Source organism: Acetobacter fabarum (assembly GCF_029069195.1).
Lineage (GTDB): Bacteria > Pseudomonadota > Alphaproteobacteria > Acetobacterales > Acetobacteraceae > Acetobacter > Acetobacter fabarum_A.
Map to the genome: position 1 here is coordinate 39590 of NZ_JARDYK010000012.1, position 18011 is coordinate 57600.

Annotated in this window: 19 protein-coding genes; 6 read left to right on the top strand and 13 right to left on the bottom strand. The window is 58.6% G+C overall.

Going from position 1 to position 18011, the window contains the following annotated elements; all coding sequences use genetic code 11:
• The first annotated feature begins 84 nt into the window (after positions 1–84).
• The 6 genes from PY793_RS12200 to PY793_RS12225 all read left to right on the top strand — a co-directional run bounded on the left by PY793_RS12200 (position 85) and on the right by PY793_RS12225 (position 6839).
• Positions 85–834, top strand: coding sequence for a PhyR family response regulator anti-anti-sigma factor (locus PY793_RS12200; RefSeq protein ID WP_275178289.1), 750 nt, complete (start codon positions 85–87; stop codon positions 832–834).
• 65 nt (positions 835–899) lie between these two features.
• On the top strand, positions 900–2714 hold the full coding sequence (locus tag PY793_RS12205) for an ABC-F family ATP-binding cassette domain-containing protein (RefSeq protein ID WP_275178290.1): 1815 nt from the start codon (positions 900–902) through the stop codon (positions 2712–2714).
• Between the two features lie 69 nt (positions 2715–2783).
• Positions 2784–3791 carry an ABC transporter permease gene (locus tag PY793_RS12210; protein ID WP_408744710.1) on the top strand — a complete coding sequence of 336 codons (1008 nt, stop codon included), beginning with the start codon at positions 2784–2786 and terminating at the stop codon, positions 3789–3791.
• 15 nt (positions 3792–3806) lie between these two features.
• Positions 3807–4781, top strand: coding sequence for an ABC transporter permease (locus PY793_RS12215; protein ID WP_275178291.1), 975 nt, complete (start codon positions 3807–3809; stop codon positions 4779–4781).
• Complete coding sequence (locus PY793_RS12220; protein WP_275178292.1) at positions 4771–5808, top strand: ABC transporter ATP-binding protein; 1038 nt, start codon at positions 4771–4773, stop codon at positions 5806–5808. The genes PY793_RS12215 and PY793_RS12220 overlap by 11 nt, the downstream gene beginning before the upstream one ends.
• Before the next feature lie 8 nt (positions 5809–5816).
• The gene (locus tag PY793_RS12225; protein WP_408744709.1) at positions 5817–6839 is read left to right on the top strand and encodes an ABC transporter ATP-binding protein; all 1023 of its coding nucleotides are present in this window, start codon (positions 5817–5819) and stop codon (positions 6837–6839) included.
• Positions 6840–6902: 63 nt separating this feature from the next.
• Here the strand turns inward: PY793_RS12225 and PY793_RS12230 are convergent, their stop codons facing one another.
• From PY793_RS12230 to PY793_RS12290, 13 genes are all read right to left on the bottom strand, one after another.
• Positions 6903–7085, bottom strand: a complete 183-nt coding sequence (locus PY793_RS12230) for a RidA family protein (RefSeq protein ID WP_275178293.1) — start codon at positions 7083–7085, stop codon at positions 6903–6905.
• Positions 7086–7261: 176 nt separating this feature from the next.
• Positions 7262–8587, bottom strand: a complete 1326-nt coding sequence (gene rpoN, locus PY793_RS12235; protein WP_275178294.1) for an RNA polymerase factor sigma-54 — start codon at positions 8585–8587, stop codon at positions 7262–7264.
• A gap of 9 nt (positions 8588–8596) precedes the next feature.
• On the bottom strand, positions 8597–9643 hold the full coding sequence (locus PY793_RS12240) for a HoxN/HupN/NixA family nickel/cobalt transporter (RefSeq protein WP_275178295.1): 1047 nt from the start codon (positions 9641–9643) through the stop codon (positions 8597–8599).
• 1 nt (position 9644) lies between these two features.
• Positions 9645–10700, bottom strand: a complete 1056-nt coding sequence (gene hypE / locus PY793_RS12245; RefSeq protein WP_275178296.1) for a hydrogenase expression/formation protein HypE — start codon at positions 10698–10700, stop codon at positions 9645–9647.
• Positions 10700–11821 carry a hydrogenase formation protein HypD gene (gene hypD, locus PY793_RS12250; protein WP_275178297.1) on the bottom strand — a complete coding sequence of 374 codons (1122 nt, stop codon included), beginning with the start codon at positions 11819–11821 and terminating at the stop codon, positions 10700–10702. Before hypD ends, hypE begins: the two co-directional genes overlap by 1 nt.
• Positions 11822–11824: 3 nt before the next feature.
• Positions 11825–12106, bottom strand: a complete 282-nt coding sequence (locus PY793_RS12255) for a HypC/HybG/HupF family hydrogenase formation chaperone (protein ID WP_275178298.1) — start codon at positions 12104–12106, stop codon at positions 11825–11827.
• A gap of 1 nt (position 12107) precedes the next feature.
• Complete coding sequence (locus tag PY793_RS12260; protein ID WP_275178299.1) at positions 12108–13595, bottom strand: sigma-54-dependent transcriptional regulator; 1488 nt, start codon at positions 13593–13595, stop codon at positions 12108–12110.
• A gap of 7 nt (positions 13596–13602) precedes the next feature.
• On the bottom strand, positions 13603–14529 hold the full coding sequence (hypB, locus tag PY793_RS12265; RefSeq protein ID WP_275178300.1) for a hydrogenase nickel incorporation protein HypB: 927 nt from the start codon (positions 14527–14529) through the stop codon (positions 13603–13605).
• Positions 14529–14870, bottom strand: coding sequence for a hydrogenase maturation nickel metallochaperone HypA (gene hypA, locus PY793_RS12270; RefSeq protein WP_275178301.1), 342 nt, complete (start codon positions 14868–14870; stop codon positions 14529–14531). Before hypA ends, hypB begins: the two co-directional genes overlap by 1 nt.
• 1 nt (position 14871) lies before the next feature.
• Entirely contained in the window at positions 14872–15867 is a 996-nt protein-coding gene (locus PY793_RS12275) for a hypothetical protein (RefSeq protein ID WP_275178302.1), read from the bottom strand.
• A complete protein-coding gene (hybE, locus tag PY793_RS12280; RefSeq protein ID WP_275178303.1) occupies positions 15864–16715 on the bottom strand; it encodes a [NiFe]-hydrogenase assembly chaperone HybE in 852 nt (283 codons plus the stop codon). The genes PY793_RS12275 and hybE overlap by 4 nt, the downstream gene beginning before the upstream one ends.
• Positions 16712–17602, bottom strand: a complete 891-nt coding sequence (locus tag PY793_RS12285) for a hydrogenase expression/formation protein (protein WP_275178304.1) — start codon at positions 17600–17602, stop codon at positions 16712–16714. Before PY793_RS12285 ends, hybE begins: the two co-directional genes overlap by 4 nt.
• Entirely contained in the window at positions 17599–18009 is a 411-nt protein-coding gene (locus PY793_RS12290) for a thioredoxin domain-containing protein (RefSeq protein ID WP_275178305.1), read from the bottom strand. The genes PY793_RS12285 and PY793_RS12290 overlap by 4 nt, the downstream gene beginning before the upstream one ends.
• Between the last annotated feature and the right edge of the window lie 2 nt (positions 18010–18011).

An 18011-nucleotide genomic window follows, 5' to 3' on the forward strand; every position in this document is an offset into this window, starting at 1 on the left:
TCATCCCCTTTCAGCAAACGCCGCTCCGTGGCATCATTGCCTTACCGTATATTTTATCATGACCCAATCATAAGGAGATTTGTCATGTCAGAGTCACTGCGTGACGGGCTGATCCGGGCTCTCCCTTATGGCAGACGTTATGCGCGCGCCCTGACCGGCAACCAGCCCGAGGGGGATCTGCTGGTCGCACAAAGCCTGAGGGGCCTGACCTCTCAACCCCCGGCGGCAGGGTTTACTCCACTGCTCCAGCTCTATCAGGCCATCTCACGCCTTTACGCTGCGGACGAGATACACAGAAGCACACAGGGGCCGGGTCTTTCCTCCACACAGCGGCAGTTGCTGCTGCTGACCACGCTGGAAGAAATCAATATGGAAACGGCAGCCAGAATTATCGGCCTGCCCCACGATCAGGCCGCCCATGAACTGGAGACTGCGCAAAAGCAGCTCCATAAAGGCGTGCAGACCTCCGTCCTGATTATTGAGGACGAACCCATTATTGCCATGGATATTGAACTTCTGGTCATGCAGTGTGGCCATAAGGTTGCGGGCATTGCCCATACACAGGCCGATGCCGTGCAACTGGCCGCACAGACCCGGCCCGGCCTTATTCTGGCAGACATCAACCTTGGTCCAGGTGGGGATGGCATGGCTGCGGTGGCTGAAATTACTGCAAACTTTAAAGTGCCTGTCATTTATGTCACGGCCTACCCCGAACGACTGCTGACGGGTGAAACACTGGAACCCAGTTTTGTCATTACCAAACCGTTTGACCCCTTAACCCTTGCCGTTGCCACCTATCAGGCCGTAAGCAGTATGGGTGTAGCTCAGACCTGATTTGTTGGGTAAAAAGCTGCCAGAAACCTTGATCGACCTTATTCTGGAACGGCTGGCAATCTGTTATGGCGCTACCCCCCCTACTTCATCTGCAGGATATTACCTTAACCCTTGGCGGCAAACCGCTCCTTGATGGCGCGGGGTTTGCTGTTGGCAAAGGCGAGCGTGTCTGCCTGGTCGGACGGAACGGTTCGGGCAAGTCCACTTTGCTCAAAATCGCGGCGGGTATTATTCAGCCTGATGGTGGCAGCGTCTTCCTTCAACCCGGCGCCTCATTACGCTACCTCCCCCAAGAACCGGACCTGAGCGCGTATGCAACAACGGCTGACTACGTTGCAGCCCAGATTGCAGACCCTGCCATGGAATGGCGCACCGGCCCCATGCTGGACGCCCTTGGCCTGACGGGGCTTGAAAACACGGCCCATCTTTCCGGCGGGGAGGTCCGCCGCTGCGCCATTGCAGGCGTGCTGGCTGCCGCCCCTGATGTGCTGTTGCTTGATGAACCAACCAATCATCTGGACATGCCAACCATTGAATGGCTGGAGCGCGAACTGCTCAGTCTTGGCTCGGCCATGATCATGATCAGCCATGACCGGCGACTGCTCTCCACCCTCTCCCGTTCCGTGGTCTGGCTGGACCGGGGCATCACCCGCAGACTGGATGAAGGGTTTGAGCGCTTTGAATCCTGGCGTGAAGACGTGCTGGAACAGGAAGAGCGCGATGCCCACAAACTGGACCGCCAGATCGCGCGTGAGGAAGACTGGATGCGCTACGGCGTAACCGCCCGCCGCAAACGCAACGTGCGCCGTGTGCGCGAACTGGCGGCCCTGCGCACGGCCCGACGGGATGCAGTGCGCGCTCCGGGCACGGTCACACTCAATGCCCAGTCCGCCTCCACTTCCAGCCGTCTTGTGGCTGTAGCGGAGGACGTGAACAAGGCGTGGGGAGACAAATGCGTTATCCAGAACCTGAACCTGCGCGTCCTGCGCGGGGACAGACTAGGCGTTGTAGGGGCCAACGGTGCAGGTAAAACAACCCTGCTACGCCTCCTGACCGGAGGCGACCAGCCAGATAGCGGCACCATTAACCTTGGTCCATCCCTGAGCATGGTCACACTGGACCAGCAGCGCCGCTCCCTTAATCCCGACCGCACTCTGGCCGAAACCCTGACCGATGGCGGGGGAGACATGGTGCAGATCGGGGACGAAAAGCGTCATGTTATTGGCTATATGAAGGACTTCCTCTTCCGTCCCGAGCAGGCACGTACCCCCGTTCATGCCCTGTCTGGCGGGGAACGGGGCCGTCTTATGCTGGCCTGTGCACTGGCCAAGCCATCCAATCTGCTGATTCTGGACGAACCAACGAACGATCTGGACCTGGAAACGCTGGATATCCTGCAAGATATGCTCAGTACCTACCCCGGCACAGTCCTGCTGGTCAGCCATGACCGTGATTTTCTGGACCGTATCGCCACATCCGTGCTCGCTGCCGAAGGCGGAGGCTTATGGGTGGAATATGCCGGTGGCTATAGCGACATGCTGGTACAGCGGAACCTGCAACCACTGGAAACATCCCCAGTCATCCCCACGCCCGAACCCGCCAGACCCCGCGAGCAGGCAACCAGACAGGCCACCCGTAAACTGAGTTATAAAGACCAGTATGCGTTGGACAATCTACCGCAGGAAATGGAAAAACTGGAAGCCAAAGCCCAGACGCACCGCTCCAGCATGGCGAACCCAGACCTGTACGGCAAAGACCCCAAAGCGTTTGACCGACACTCCACTGAGCTACAGAAAATTGAAGCCAGACTGGCCGAATGTGAAGAACAGTGGCTTGAACTGGAAATGAAGCGTGAAGCGTTACTGACGGAGCAGGGATGACCCCACTCACTCCCCGCATAACGCCACAAGGTGACTTTTCCCCTTGAGGAACTGACCCATGCAGGCACAATGACAAAGCCATCCGACATGCCCAGACCTTCCGCTGGCCCATGGGCCAGCGCGTTGCGGTCATTGCTGCGCAACCGCGCAGCCCTTGCCTCGGTTGCGGTTCTTGCCTTTATTGTGGTGGCCAGCCTGTGTGCTCCGTTTTACGCGCACCACATTGCCCATACCGATCCGTTTGTCTCCAACGTTGCAGGCACCATTATGCTCAACGGGCAGGAAACGGACATCATGCAGCCCAACGACAACCCGTTGCACCTAGGCCTTAGCCCCATTGGCCCCACGGGACAGGCAGCCTACCTGCTGGGGGCAGACAGTCAGGGGCGTGATATTATGGCCCGGCTGCTGTATGGGGGGCGGAACTCCCTGCTTATTTCCTTCAGTGCTGCGGTATTATGCCTTGTTATGGCGGGAGCAGTCGGCATTGCCGCCGGTTTTTTTGGCGGTGTGACAGATATGGTTCTGTCCCGGTTGATGGATATTATGTGGGCGGTGCCTGTTTATCTGTTCGCCATATCACTCTCTATTGTTACGATTACCTCGGGCCTGCGGATCGGACCGTTTGTGATAGAATCCGATAATCTGCTTATTCCCATTGTGATTATTGCACTGGTTTATGTGCCCTATGCCGCACGCCCGGTGCGCGGGCGTGTTATTGCGCTGCGGCAGGCGGAATTTGTGACTGCGGCCAGATGCCTTGGCGTACCCCGCTGGCGTATTGTGGTGCGAGACATCCTGCCCAATGTCAGCACAACGCTTGTGGTTATGGGGCCATTGCTTATGGCCATGGCGCTACTGGCGGAAAGTGCGCTGTCTTTTCTCTCCATTGGTGTGCAGGCTCCTGCTGCTTCATGGGGGACCATCATACTGGATGGTGAAGGGTTGATTTACACCCGCCCCATGGTCGCCATTGCCCCCGGTCTGGCCATTGTGGCCGTAGTGCTTGCCCTGAACATTCTGGGTGATGGCCTGCGTGATGCACTGGATGTGCGCGATGCCTCCCGGCGGGAATAAGAGGAAGGACAGACCATGATCATGCCTCTCCTGCGCCGTCTGGGTCAGACGGTTTTTGTTCTGTTCGGTATTTCTGCACTGGTGTTCGCCGTTTTTTTTGCAACGCCCGGTGCAGACCCCACGGCCCGTATTGCAGGGCGCAATGCGGCCCCCCAGACCATGGAAAAAGTCCGCAAGGAATATGGGTTTGACCGCCCCTTGCCCGTACAATACGCCATTATGATGAAAAAACTGTTCATCACCCGTGATCTGGCAAGCTACGCCAACCGTGGTGAACTGGTTGTGCCCGAAATCATGCGTGCCGCTCCTGTGACCCTCTCGCTCGTAACCGGAGCGGCTGTTATTTGGGTGATGCTGTCCATTGGCATGGGGGTCGTTGCCGCAGCCTGCAAAGGCTCATGGATTGACCGCACCCTCATGATGACCGGTCTGGTTGGTATTTCCATTCCCGTTTTCTGGCTTGGGCAGGTTGTTAACCTGATCACCCAGAACCGCTACCATGATACATGGCTGTTTTCCTGGGTGCCTGGGTTGGGGTATGTGCCCTTCACCCAAAATCCACGTGACTGGTTTTTGGCACTGGTTATTCCGTGGTGTGTGCTGGCAGTTATGTTTGTTGGCATTTACAGCCGTATTTTACGGGCTGATCTGGTGGCAATTATGGAGGAAGACTTCATACGCACAGCCCGAGCCAAAGGGTTATCCCCTACCCGCATCCTGCTCCGCCATGGTCTGCGCACGGCGCTGATAACCTTTGTTTCACTCTTTGGCATGGATTTTGCACAGCTTGTCGGTGGGGGCGCATTACTGACAGAGGTTGTTTTTGGCCTGCCCGGCGTGGGCCGCCTGACCTATCAGGCACTCAACAGCCTTGACCTGCCACTGATTATGGCCACGGTCATGTATTCAGCAGTATTTGTGGTGCTGGCCAATGCTCTGGTGGATGCGGCCTATCTTTTCCTTGACCCAAGGGTGCGTGATGCCCACTAACACACCCTCCCCCCCATTGCTGGATGTGCATAACCTGTGTGTCAGCTTTACCTCACGCGGGCAGGTCATCCCTATTGTGGAAAACCTTTCCTTCAGTATTGGTGCGCAGGAAATTCTGGGACTGGTGGGAGAATCCGGATCAGGCAAATCCATCACAGCCATGGCCCTTATGGGGCTGATAGATGCGCCGGGTGTGCATATTAGCGGCTCCGCCCGCTTTAAAGGGCAGGACCTGCTGAACCTGCCGGGCAGACAAATGCGCATCTTGCGAGGTCGGGAAATCGCCATGATTTTTCAAGACCCGATGACCGCCTTTACCCCCGTTTACACCATTGGCTGGCAGATTGATGAGCAGTTACGGGCCCATCAGAGCCTCTCCCGCCGGCAGGCCCGCGCCCGCACGGTAGAACTGCTGGGAGAGATGGGAGTCCCAGACCCTGCCAATACCGCCAACAGATACCCGCATCAGCTTTCTGGCGGGCTACGCCAGCGCGCCATGATCGCCATGGCGCTCTCTTGCAACCCGTCCCTGCTGATCGCGGATGAACCCACCACGGCACTGGACGTAACCGTGCAGGCCCAGATTCTGGACCTCATGCGCAGGCTTCGCACAGGCTATGGCTCCTCTGTCCTGCTGATCACGCACGATATGGGGGTGGTGGCCGAAACATGCGATAACACACTGGTCCTGTATTCCGGCCGGGCAGCGGAAACAGGTACCACGCAGGAGCTGTTTGCTCACCCTCAGCACCCCTATACCGCAGCTCTTCTGGCTTCCATCCCCCCCATGAACGGCCCTCGCCCGGACCGGCTACCAGCCATTCCCGGCACCCCACCCCAACCTCTGGAACGCCCAGCAGGCTGCGCTTTTGCACCGCGCTGCCCCTATACCCATGCCTCCTGCCTGCCTGCTCCGCCTCCTGCGTTCTGCACGGTCAGCTCCACGCACAAGGTCGCCTGTGTGCTTCCCGGAGAAGGTCATCCCCTTCCCGCACCCATTTGCGCCAGCGTAACGCCCGTTCCGTGAGAAGGCCCATGCATTCCACTCCCTCCACCGCGCAGGCGGCTCGCTCTCTTTTGTCCCCGTATGCAGCACAGCCCCTGCTGGCCATCAGGGATGTTTACAAGACCTACAGCCTCAAACGCGGGCAAACACTCAGAGCAGTAGATGGCGTTTCCTTTACTGTTATGCCCGGTGAGGTGCTGGGCCTTGTGGGAGAGTCCGGTTGCGGCAAGTCCACACTGGGGCGCTGCCTGCTACGGCTTAACGATGTGTCCGCAGGTCAGATTATTTTTGATGGTCAGGATATAACCCACCTGCCCGAACGTATTTTACGTCCCCTGCGCCAGCAGATGCAGATGGTGTTCCAGGACTCCTATGCATCCCTTAACCCCCGCAGGCGGATCGGGGACCTGCTGGCTGAACCCTTACGGGTCCACCGCACACAGGATGAGCACAGACACACATCTGCCGCGATTGTACACAGGCTGGAAGAACTGATGGAACTGGTCAGTCTGCCTCGTGCTGCTCTGGAGCGCTACCCACATGAATTTTCGGGCGGGCAACGCCAGCGTATCAACATTGCCCGCGCTCTGGTGCTTTCCCCCCGCCTTGTGGTGGCGGACGAACCTGTTTCGGCCTTAGATGTTTCGGTTCAGGCCCAGATTGTCAATCTATTTGCAGATTTGCAAAAACAGCTTGTCCTGACATATGTTTTTATCGCCCATGACCTTGCCGTGGTCCGGCAGATATCCACCCGTGTTGCGGTTATGTACCTTGGCGTGATTGTGGAACTGGGGCAGACGGATGCCGTACTGCACAATCCAGCCCACCCCTATACCATAGCCTTAACACAAGCCGTGCCCCGCCCGGTTGTGGGGGCCCCACGGCATGTCCTTTTGCGTGGAGACATTCCAAGCCCTGTCAATAAACCAGCGGGCTGCCGCTTTCATACACGCTGCCCGGCAGTGCAGGCCCGCTGCCAGAGCGAAGCGCCCATCCTGACGCAGATCAACCCCGACCACGCGGTTGCCTGCCATTACCCGGTATTAAAATAGTGCAAGGACATACACGCCCCAGACCCTTGCGCAGGATGGATTAATGATGCGGCGGTCTGGCAGCTACAATCTCAATTTCCACCAGCCAGCCGGGCCTTGGACAGTTGCACCACCCCCCATACCAAGCCCCATATCTTTGAGAATATCCCATATCCGCTTCAGGCTCTCCCCCGTCTGTGTTGCCATGGAGCCATATGCTTCCACACTTTTGGCAGGGGCTGCGGGGTTTGTGGTGGAATATCCCACAGACACCTCATGTGGCGGAAGCAATGGAGTATATGGGCTCATTATGCCAGGCAACGCTGCTCCGGGCTTACGCGGGGACCGTGGCCTCCGTAGCAACAAGAACCGCAATGAAAAATAATTTTTCCTTCCCGGTATATTAAAACCGCAGAAAATGCCAAATACCATGCAATATACGTCTATACTGTAATGACCTGACCTTTGCGGGCAAAGGATGAACGTATTCCCATCAGCTGGCGATATTTGACAACAGTGCGCCTGGATACCCGGAATCCCTGCTGTTCCAGAACCTCGACCAAGGCGCTGTCGGAAAGGGGATTATCCGGTTTTTCTTCCCGCACAACCCTGCGCAGACAGGCTCTGGCCGCAGCAGCCGCACGTGGGGGAGCCTGCCCATGGCGACCAACTCCGGCAGTAAAAAAGAAACGTAGCGGCAGAACGCCATCTGGGGTGGAGATATATTTATTCGCCACAAGTCGGCTGACCGTACTTTCATGCACCTGCATATCCTGTGCGATCTGGAGCATGGTCAGCGGATGCAGGGCTTCCACGCCCCGGTGTAAAAAATCTGGCTGACGCGCAAGAATTTTCTGCCCTAGCAGCACAAGGCTCTGGCGCCGTCTGGCAACAACATTCACAAGCCAGCGTGCATCGGTCATCCACTCCTTGACCTGCCCACGTTCACGCGCACTCATGCGCGGAGAAAGCTGGCCGCGCAATTCCGTGTTCAGCTTCAGGCTCTGTGCCGGATCCGCATAGGCAAACACACGCCACACACCCTGCTCATCCTGTTCAACACGCAGTTCGGCCCGGCGTAACAGGGCTGGCTCCACAACCTGCCGGCAATAAGGATACGGTTCCAGACGTTGCAGGGTCTGGAGCATCTGCTCCAATTCCTGCGCACTCACACCGCACTGCAACGCCAGCCCGGACCGGTCTCCTTTGACCAGACGGCCAAGGTTTGCCAGCAATCTGGTAAATGCTTCGCTCAACAGCCCTTCATCATCAAGCTGCACTGCAAAGCATTCGGCAACAGAAAAAGCCCCAACCCCCACAGGGTCCAGCCTGAGCAGATAGTGTCGTGCTTCCTCCGCGCAGGTGCGTACAACACCCCGGCTCTGGCAGAATGTATCCAGCACGGTGGATGATAATCGGCCAAATTCATCCACCTCTTCCAGTAGCAGGGCTGCCAGTCGGCAAAGCCATGCGGGCCTGACGGAAAGGGCAATCTGGCGAAGAATCTGCTCCTCGACCGACACTTCGGCCGAGGCCAGCCGTTCGGTCGCATCATGGGTGGAGTGCCCACCCGACGGGTCAGGACGGCCCGAACCCTGATCAAACTCCCAGTCTGGCAGTTCCAGAAATGGGTTCTGCTCCACCTGCTGGGCTATATAGGCGTCCATATCTGGTTGCGGCAGGCGCAACAACCTGAGCGCTTCACGCATTCTGGGCGTTACGGCAACACCCTGCCTGTGGCGGATTTTATGCTCCAGAACCGTGCGCATGGCGCAGGCTCAGCCTCGGGTATGTGGTACGGGAGCCATGCCCTCCGCCCGCCGTACCGCTGCTTTGTCCCACATGACAGCACCCGCCCACAGCGCCAGAAATACCACCAGAATCATGCCCCCCAGCAGTGGAAAGTGCTCTGCAAGACCAGACGCCATCTGCACAAGGGCGGAGCCTGCTGCGCCATCTTCCCCCAGCCCGGACACATATTCCGTAGCCCCGACCCCAACGGCGGCAAAAGCGGATACACTGGTAATGGCCAGATTATAAATCTGGCGGCGGGTTCGCGTTTGTGCGCTCCACCCATAAGCGCGCATCATCAGCACCGCGTCAAACGTATCTATGGCGGACATACCTGCGGTAAACAGCAATGGGAACATAAGAATACCCACAAGCCCAAGCCCCTGCGCACTCTGGGCCGCCGCCAACCCCAGCAAACCGATCTCGGTTGCCGTATCAAACCCCAGACCGAACAGGAAACCCAGCGGATACATCTGCCACGACCGCCCGATCAGCCGAAAAACCGGGCCAAACAGGCGTGCCATAACGCCGCCGGGTGGCGCATCGGGCCTATCGGTTTTATGCCTCAACGCATGCCATTGCCTTATGGCGGCATACACATTGTATGCCGCCATAAGGAACAAAAAGGTGATGGAAACAGCCGAGCCAACCCCACCCCCTACAAGATGCCAGCGCTCCAGCCAGTCATGTGTCGGCAAAACAGCCAGAAAGAGTACGGCAAGACACACGACCGAGGAATGCCCCAGGGAAAAGAACAATCCCACCCCCAGAGGAGAGCGCCCGGCAACCATGAGCTTGCGGGTAACAAGGTCGATCGCCACAATATGGTCCGCATCCATGGCGTGACGCAGGCCAAACACCCATGCCAGCAAAGCAGACGCCAAGAGCGTGGCATTCCCCCCAAAACAGAACCATGCCGCCAGCCAGGCAAGCACATTAAAGAACAGCAAAGCCGCCAGAAGCCTGTAAGCCTGCATGTAACGGGCCGCCATGCCAAAGGAGCTTAAAACCGGAACGGACGGGTTTTGCGGCATGTTAGCAAATCCTCGGCAGTTGTTCGCCTGATGGCATTGTCAAAATCCGTGCGCCACCAAACTCATTAACAATATGAACAGCCCCATGCCCGCCAGAACTGGCCTGCAACGTGCCGATAATGGCGGCATTGCGCCCTAGCGGGTGGCTTTGCATGGCAGCAAGCGCCTGCGCCGCACGGCATGCAGGAACAACAGCCACCAGCTTGCCCTCATTGGCCAGAAACAGCGGGTCCAGGCCCAGAATTTCACATACGCCTTCCACTGCGGGGTGAACTGGCAATGCGGCCTCATGAACCCTAACCAGCACACCACTGGCGTCTGCCAGTTCGCTCAGCACTCCTGCAACACCGCCGCGCGTGGCGTCACGCATGCAATGCACATCGGGAACAGCGTGTAACAGAGCGTCCACCAGAGTGTTCAGGGGAGCGCAATCGCTTTGCAAATGCGCCTGAAGCGCCAGATCGCCACGCGCGCACAATATGGTGGCCCCATGGTCGCCCAATGTGCCATTGACCAGCACAACATCCCCCGGTTGTCCGGCGGCAATGCTTATGGTGTGTTCCGGTCGAATAACCCCGATCCCGCTTGTGGTAACAAACAGTCCGTCACAGGCATGGCGAGGCACGACCTTGGTATCTCCCGTAACAATACGCACACCAGCCAGAGCCGCACTGCGGGCCATGGCTTCCACCACCCGATGGAGCACGGCAAGCTCCAGTCCCTCGGCCAGCACAAATGCGGCCGACAAAGCCATAGGGGCGGCTCCACCCACTGCCAGATCATTAACCGTGCCGCACACGGCCAGTGTTCCAATATTCCCACCAGGAAATTCCAGTGGTTCCACCACAAAAGCATCTGTTGTAAATGCCAGCCTGTCTCCCGCCTGGGCCAGTGTACCCAGGTCCAGCCGGGCCTGATCTTCCTGCACAGCAGGTGGACCTTGTGTGAAGGCGGCCAGAAAGACCTCATCGATCAGAGAACGCATGGCGCTGCCACCACCACCATGTGCAAGCGTAATACGACCCTCTGCACCAATCCCAGTTAGAGTGCCAGGCATTATGCTGCCTCCCCTACGCCATGATATTCATAATAGGCAGCACAAGCCCCTTCAGAGGAAACCATAAGCGCGCCGGATGGATGATCTGGCGAACAGGTCTGCCCAAATGCCGGACATTGCGGGGGTTTTATCCGCCCGGTCAGCACATCTCCGCAGCAGCACTGCTCCTGATCAGCCAGATGATGGGGGAGTATGGCAAAGCGTTTTTCCGCATCAAAACGGCTCCACTCAGCCCGCAATTGCAGACCGGAACCCGCAATCTGGCCCAGCCCACGCCATTCGCATGCTTCCCTGACCTCATAAACCCGCCCGATAGCGGCCATGGCGGCCGGGTTGCCCTGTGGCGCCACTACACGCGCATACTGGTTTTCCACCCGTGCGTCCCCCGCCTCGATCTGGTTCAGCACCATCAGGAGCGACTGCAGAATATCCAGCGGTTCAAAGCCCGCCACGACCAGCGGACGTTTGAAGTCCTGCGCAATAAAGGCATAAGGCTGTGTGCCGATCACCATGGAAACATGACCAGGACCAATAAACCCATCCACGTTGAAGTCGGGTTGTTCCAGCAGGGCACGCAGGGTGGGGATAATGGTGATATGCTGGCACAGAATGGAAAAATTGCTGATATTTTCGGCACTGGCGCGCAAAACGGTCAGGGCGGTGGATGGGGCCGTTGTTTCAAACCCCAAAGCAAAAAACACGACCTGCCGCTCCGGGTTGGCCCGTGCAAGGGCCAGCGCATCCAGCGGGGAATACACCATACGCACATCGGCCCCTGCTGCACGGGCCTGTAAAAGGCTGCCACTACCGCCGGGCACACGCATGGCATCGCCAAATGTGGTCAGGATCACACCGGGCCTGTGCGCTATGGCTATGGCGTCTTCTATGCGCCCTTTAGGCAGAACACAGACCGGGCAGCCCGGACCATGCGCAAACTCGATATTGGCAGGTAGCCGCCGGTCCAACCCGTAACGAAATATCGTATGCGTATGCCCACCGCACACCTCCATAACCGTAACAGGGTGCTTGCGGGTACGACCGATGCGCCCGGCTACGTGGCTGATCTGTGCCAGAAGAGCTTCCGCCAGATGCGGATTACGGAATTCCTTTACAAACTGCATGGCTCAGACACGCGCACTGTTACGCATGGCGTCCAGTTCCCCTGCCAGTTCGTCCATGCTGGCGAGCAGTCGCAGTGTTTCCTGTGCTTCTGCCTCATCTATCCGGCTCATGGCAAACCCAACATGCACAAGCACCCATACGCCCACAAGCTCTGCCAGCGGTTTGCCCGGCTCTGCGACACACAGTACATCCACCTGCCTGCGCACACCAGATACATCCACTTCGGCCAGCATGGCCTGTTCATCCACAATTGCCGTTATCCGGCCGGGAATACCAAGACACATTTCAGGAATTTCCCTTCTGCAAACTCTGTTTTCCCGCATCGGGAACAATGCCGTAACGCTCAAGCTTGGCCCGCAGCCCCACGCGGGAGAGACCAAGCTCACGCGCGGTCAGGCTTTTGTTCCACCCACACCGGGCAATGGTTTCCATCAGCACATCGGCCTCCAGCGCATCCATGCGTTCCTGCAGGGTGCCACTCTCATGCACAGCAACCTCGGCCCCGGACGGTATCTGCGGCGTTGCAGCAACAGGCTCCACTCCCACGAGCATGGGAGACAGCAGGTCCAGCCCCAGACTGTCACTTTCAGCCAACACCAGCATGCGCAAAATTTCATTCTGCAGTTCACGCACGTTACCGGGCCAGGCGTAACGCACCAGCACGTCCATGACACCCGGCGCAAAACCGCGCACATGCCGCCCGTGCCGGGCACAGGCGGCATCCAGCAGGTGCTGCGCCAGAACATGGATATCCGCAGGTCTGCTCCGCAGCGGGGGGATACCCAGCACCATACCTGTGAGGCGGAAATACAGATCCTCCCGGAACCGTCCTGCCCGGACCTCTGCCCGCAGGTCCCTGTGCGTTGCGGCCAGCACACGCACATCCACACGCGTTGTCTCGTTAGTACCAAGAGGACGGAATTCGCCTTCTTGCAGAAAGCGAAGGATCTTGACCTGAAAAGCGGGAGAAATATCCCCGATCTCATCCAGAAAAAGCGTACCCCCATCAGCCTCTTCCACAAGGCCGCGGCGGTTTGCATGCGCGCCGGTAAAAGCGCCTTTACGGTGACCAAACAGTTCGGATTCCAGAAGGTCATCGGGTATGGCACCACAATTGACAGCAACAAACGCTCCGGCACCGCGCTGGCTGGCGTAATGCACCGCACGGGCCAGCAGTTCCTTGCCTGTTCCGGTCTCCCCTTCAATCAGCACAGGAATGTCAAATACTGCTGTTTTAGCGGCCTGCCGGCAGACATCACCCATCGGGCTGGCAGGGGCGCGGATAATGGAGTCAAAATGGTAGCTGCCCGCCACACGCTCCCGCTGCTGGCGCAAACGCCCTTCCACCACAGGAGGAGCCAGCCTGAGTTCGAGCGAAAGACGTTCGTACTCCCGCTGCATGGCAAAGAGCTGCGTGGCATTGCGTGCTGCCAGCAAAAGCTGGTCCGGATGCCACGGCTTGGTGATATACTGGTAGATACCTGCCTGATTAATGGCGTCTATCATGTCCTCCGGTTCGGTATAACCGGTCACGATCATCCGCACGATGTCGGGCCAGCGGGCGCGCACTTCCGCCAGAAATTCCACACCACTCATGCCCGGCATCCGCTGGTCGCAAAAAATGGCGTGAACCCAGCTGTTCTCCAGTAATGTGCGGGCCTGCTCCACGCTGGTTGCGCTCAGAACCTCAAATTCCTCACGCAGAATACGGGCAATAACCTCCACGGAGCGCGGTTCATCATCAACAACCAAAATGCAGGCAGGTGCTACCACGTTATGTTCACTCCGCTGCGCGCAGCATGTCCGCACGGGCCTGCGCCTGCGCCGCCAGAGCGTCCAGCAATGCGCGGCGCTCGCCTTTTAGCCAGTCCAGCCATTCCGCCATGCCCTGCCCGTTACGGGTGGAAACATGCAGGATACGCGCGGCAGGAGCTATACGCCTTACGTTGCTTTCCAGCGCTGCAACGTCCACGTCCAGATAAGGCAGAAGGTCGGTCTTGGTCAGCAGGACCATATCCGCTTTTTCAAAAATATCCGGGTATTTGAGAGGTTTATCCTCCCCCTCCGTTACGGAAAGCAGCGTAACCCTTCGTTTTTCTCCAAGGTCAAACGCCGCCGGACATACCAGATTACCAACATTTTCGATAAACAGGATACCGCCCATACTCAACCCAAGGTGTTCGGCGGCATGGCCAACCATATGGGCATCCAGATGGCAGCCCTTGCCGGTGTTGACCTGAATGGCGGGTGTGCCTGTGGCCCGGATACGCTCTGCGTCATGACTGGTCTGCTGGTCGCCCTCAATAACCGAGCACGCAATGGTGCCCGCCAGTGTTTTAAGCGTTTCGACCAGCAATGTGGTTTTACCAGCCCCCGGACCTGCCAGCAGGTTGAGCGCGAGATTGCCGTTCTGTGCAAAACGGGCACGGTTACTGGCGGCATAGGTATCGTTCTTGGAAAGGATATTCCGCTCGATTTCCACCATCCGCGCCTGAGACAGCCCCGGCGCATGCGACCGTGCGGGACCGCTGCCATAGTCCAGACTGCCGTTATCATGCGCCCCGTCATGCGGATGCGGATGATCGTGACCGTGCTCGTGTTCATGCTCGTGCGGGTGGGCATGGTGGTGGTGCGCACCATGGGAATGGGCGTGGCCTTCCCCTTCAAACGTTGCGCCATCGCCGCTACAGCCACATGTTGTACACATCAGATTACCTCCATGTCTTTCAGCCTTATTTCCATCCCGCCCGAAGGTTGCAGACGCACGCCCCCACATTTGGAGCATGGGTCCAGACGGTTTCCGAGCGTCACGGTCTGCCCGCAGTCAAAGCACCATGCGCTGCCGGGAACATCCACAAAGTCCAGCCCGGCTCCTTCGGCCACCGTGCCGCGCGCAACAACCTCAAAGCCGAAGCGCATGGCAGATAGTTCCACCCCGGCAAAACGCCCGACTTCCACCCTTACGCATGTGACCTTTGTAAAGCCCTCCCGCCGTGCGCTCTCCTCGATCACGTCCAGCAGGCTTTCGCATAAGGACATTTCATGCATGCTACGCCACCTCCACCGTAACAGGCACACACGGGTTAAGTGCTGCCAGAACACACTCGACCGACACCTTAGCGCAGCCCGGCTTAAGGCGGGAGACGGCCTGCCGGAAAAGGCCGCCGTCGGCCATATGCCAGAAGGTGGGCGAGAGAATCTGATACTTTACCACCAACCCGCCACGCATCTGCACCGCATGGACCAGCATGCCGCGCGCAGCACGCGCCACCCCAACCCCGGCCCCCATACTGGACAAAAAGGGGGGGACACGGGCGAACATGGTATCCACCCGCCCCTCCAGACAGGCCAGAAACTCCAGCAACCGCGCAATCAGCCGCGCAAAAGGTGTTACCTCCCCCGCTCCAGCCAGAGCCTGCATAACGGGATAATGTGCATAATCAGGCCAGATGCTGGCGTCATACGCCATGGTGGGAACATGTGGCTCCTGTCCATGTGCAAGCTGTGCCTGTATGGCCTGCGGGGTTAGTTCCGTCATGTCCACCGCAGCTCCCACTCCTTCCAGCGCACTTTGGCAGCGGTTGAACAGCCTTGGCAGAAAAGCGCCTGTTTCCGTCTTCCCGGTTGCAAGCCATGCTTCAAACGCCTGGGCGTTCATATGCGCCAGACCTGCGTCTGCCCCGGTCAACTCTCTGGCCATGGCTGGCCCTGCCTGCCGGTGCTGCAATACCCTGCTCAGGCTCTCGCGCTGGGGGGGCAGATTCAGATATGCGGGAAGTGTGACCAGCAGAGCCAATGCATGATCTTGTAAAATTTCATCCTGCATACGGGCGTGGTCAGGCCCTGTGTGCTCCGCCAACCCCATGGCCCGTACACTGGCGGCCATATGGGCCATCCGGCACAGGCCAAAAACACGGCCGACTAACGCCAGAGCCTGAGCAGGCTGCAAACCCGCGCATAACAGCCCGGCATCGACTACATTCCGTGTCTGCACCTGCCAGGGCTGCCCGGCCTGTCCCCCACGCAGGAGAAGTGTGCCAATCACGCCTGCGCCCCCACCCGTTTGGCTAACTGGCCAACCAGAAGGCTCCTGCGCCCCATATCCGACTTTTCTGCCGACGGCTCGGCCTGCGGAGCGGACACCCCGGCTTGGACCGTGCTGGCCTGTGGGTTGAGCGCGGGGTCCAGCAAACCACGCACGGCAGCCTGCGCCGTATCAACCGCCTGCAACATGGTGGTAAAATTAAACATGGGTGAAAACAGCGAACACGCCCAGTAACCCGGCAGCGCCTCTACCCCTCCATCACGCAGGGCCGCAGTAAACTCGTAGGAGCCGGAGGGGAAATCCAGCAGTTTTTTGCTCCCCGACACCACACCAGACCAGTCTTCTCCGGCACCGGGGAGTACGACCAGGTTCATGAACCATGGTGTCACCAGCGCCCCGACCATCTGCCCTTCAAACGAACAGAACCCTACGAACTTAACGTTCAGGGCTTCATTTACAAACGGCAGGCCACGCATCTTGCCAGCATAGATATCGGCAAACACATCTTCCAGCGCACGGGCAAAACCGCTGGCTGGGTCTGGCTTTTGTCCGGGTTCCTCCTGCGCAAGAGCAGGGGGGCTGGCTGGAACCTCATCAGCCGCTGCCGCGGTCACCACCGCTGCGGCTGATACCACCATAAACTGCTCTTTTGCGCCATCGCATGTGGGACAGCGCCAGTAATCCGGCAGGCTGGCAAATGGTGTATGCGGGGGTATCTGCCATACCTCGCACCCTTCTGCGGGGTCATACACACTCCAGCATATCTTGCATTCCATAACGGCATCGTCCGCCAGCCGTGCGGTATCCCCCAGATAGGACCCTTCAAACCGCGGAGGGAGCCTGCTCATGCCTGCGTGCCCCGCGGGCTGGCATTTTCTTCCCGCAGCACGGCACATATTTCGTGCAGGCGAGCAGCGGAATCCGCAATATCCTCCACCGCCGCACAGGCTACTTCGGGTACGAAGGAGACTTCTATCGTATCCAGAATAAGCGTATCCATGGAATTGAAATAACGCACACGCCAGACATGTGGCGTTGCCGTTGCCTCTATCCGGCAATTGCCATACCCGCGGGACAGAATGGCCAGCCGCCCCCGACCCAGACTGGCTTCCAGCAAGGCCATATCTTCTGGCGTGTGGGGCAGCAGGCTCAGATTGACAACATGGGGGCTGCTTCGGGGGTGCCAGTTTTCGCTCCGGTCAAACAGTTCGGTCAGGATAGCGGGAGCGTTCACAACCCCATCGGCCATGTCCGTTGCCATATCTGGGCGGGCACGTCTGGGCGGAAACGCACGGGCCAGAAGCGCTTTGGGAAAAGCCGAAACCTCTACCTGCTCACGCATATCCTGCCCTTGCGGACCACCATAAGCACGCAGGGCCCATATGCCCGCAAAGACCGTTTCCTGCACCTCTACCAGCCCTGCGGCATCTTCCAGTCTGGCTGAGACTTCACCCTCCCCCAGAGCATCATTCACCGCCGCACCTGCAGCCGGGGCGAGGTTGTGCCGGGGCAGCAGACGCGCATCCCCCACCCGCCATGCCTGCGCCTGTTCTTGCAGCTCATCCAGAAACACCAGCGTTGCCGCCATTGTGGCCGGGTCATCAATCTCCGGCACATGGGGTTCGTAAACATGAACGCCCGATGGCATGGCCAGATAGTTCAGTTCCTCATCGTCCTGCCCGATCTGCGAACCCGGACCAAACCCTGAGGGGGGAAACATAAAAGATGCGCTCATGCCACTGGCTCCCTGCCTGCTGCTGTGGAGGGTGCAAACAGTACTTCAAACCTGCTGACATAGGTCTCCCAGTCGCGCATGCGCGAAATACTGGCTTTGACCTGCCCATTTTCAAGCAGCACCAGTGCGGGAAGAGAAAGATCGCTCTCATTCCGCACAAGTTCGGCCTCCAGCGCAGCATCGGCCACGGCACCGCTGAGTGGTTGCGCACCCTGCAAATGGGTAGCCCCCAACCGCAGCAGGTCCGGCAAAATGGCCGCAAGGTCAGGTGTTTCCAGATGTATTCTGGCATGGCTGGGCAACAGCAGCAGCACATACCCCGCCTGTGCCTGCTCCAGCATGTGCAGAACGGGCATACCGTGCCGGGTTGTCAGCCCCTGCACCAGTGGAAGTTCTAGAACGGACATTT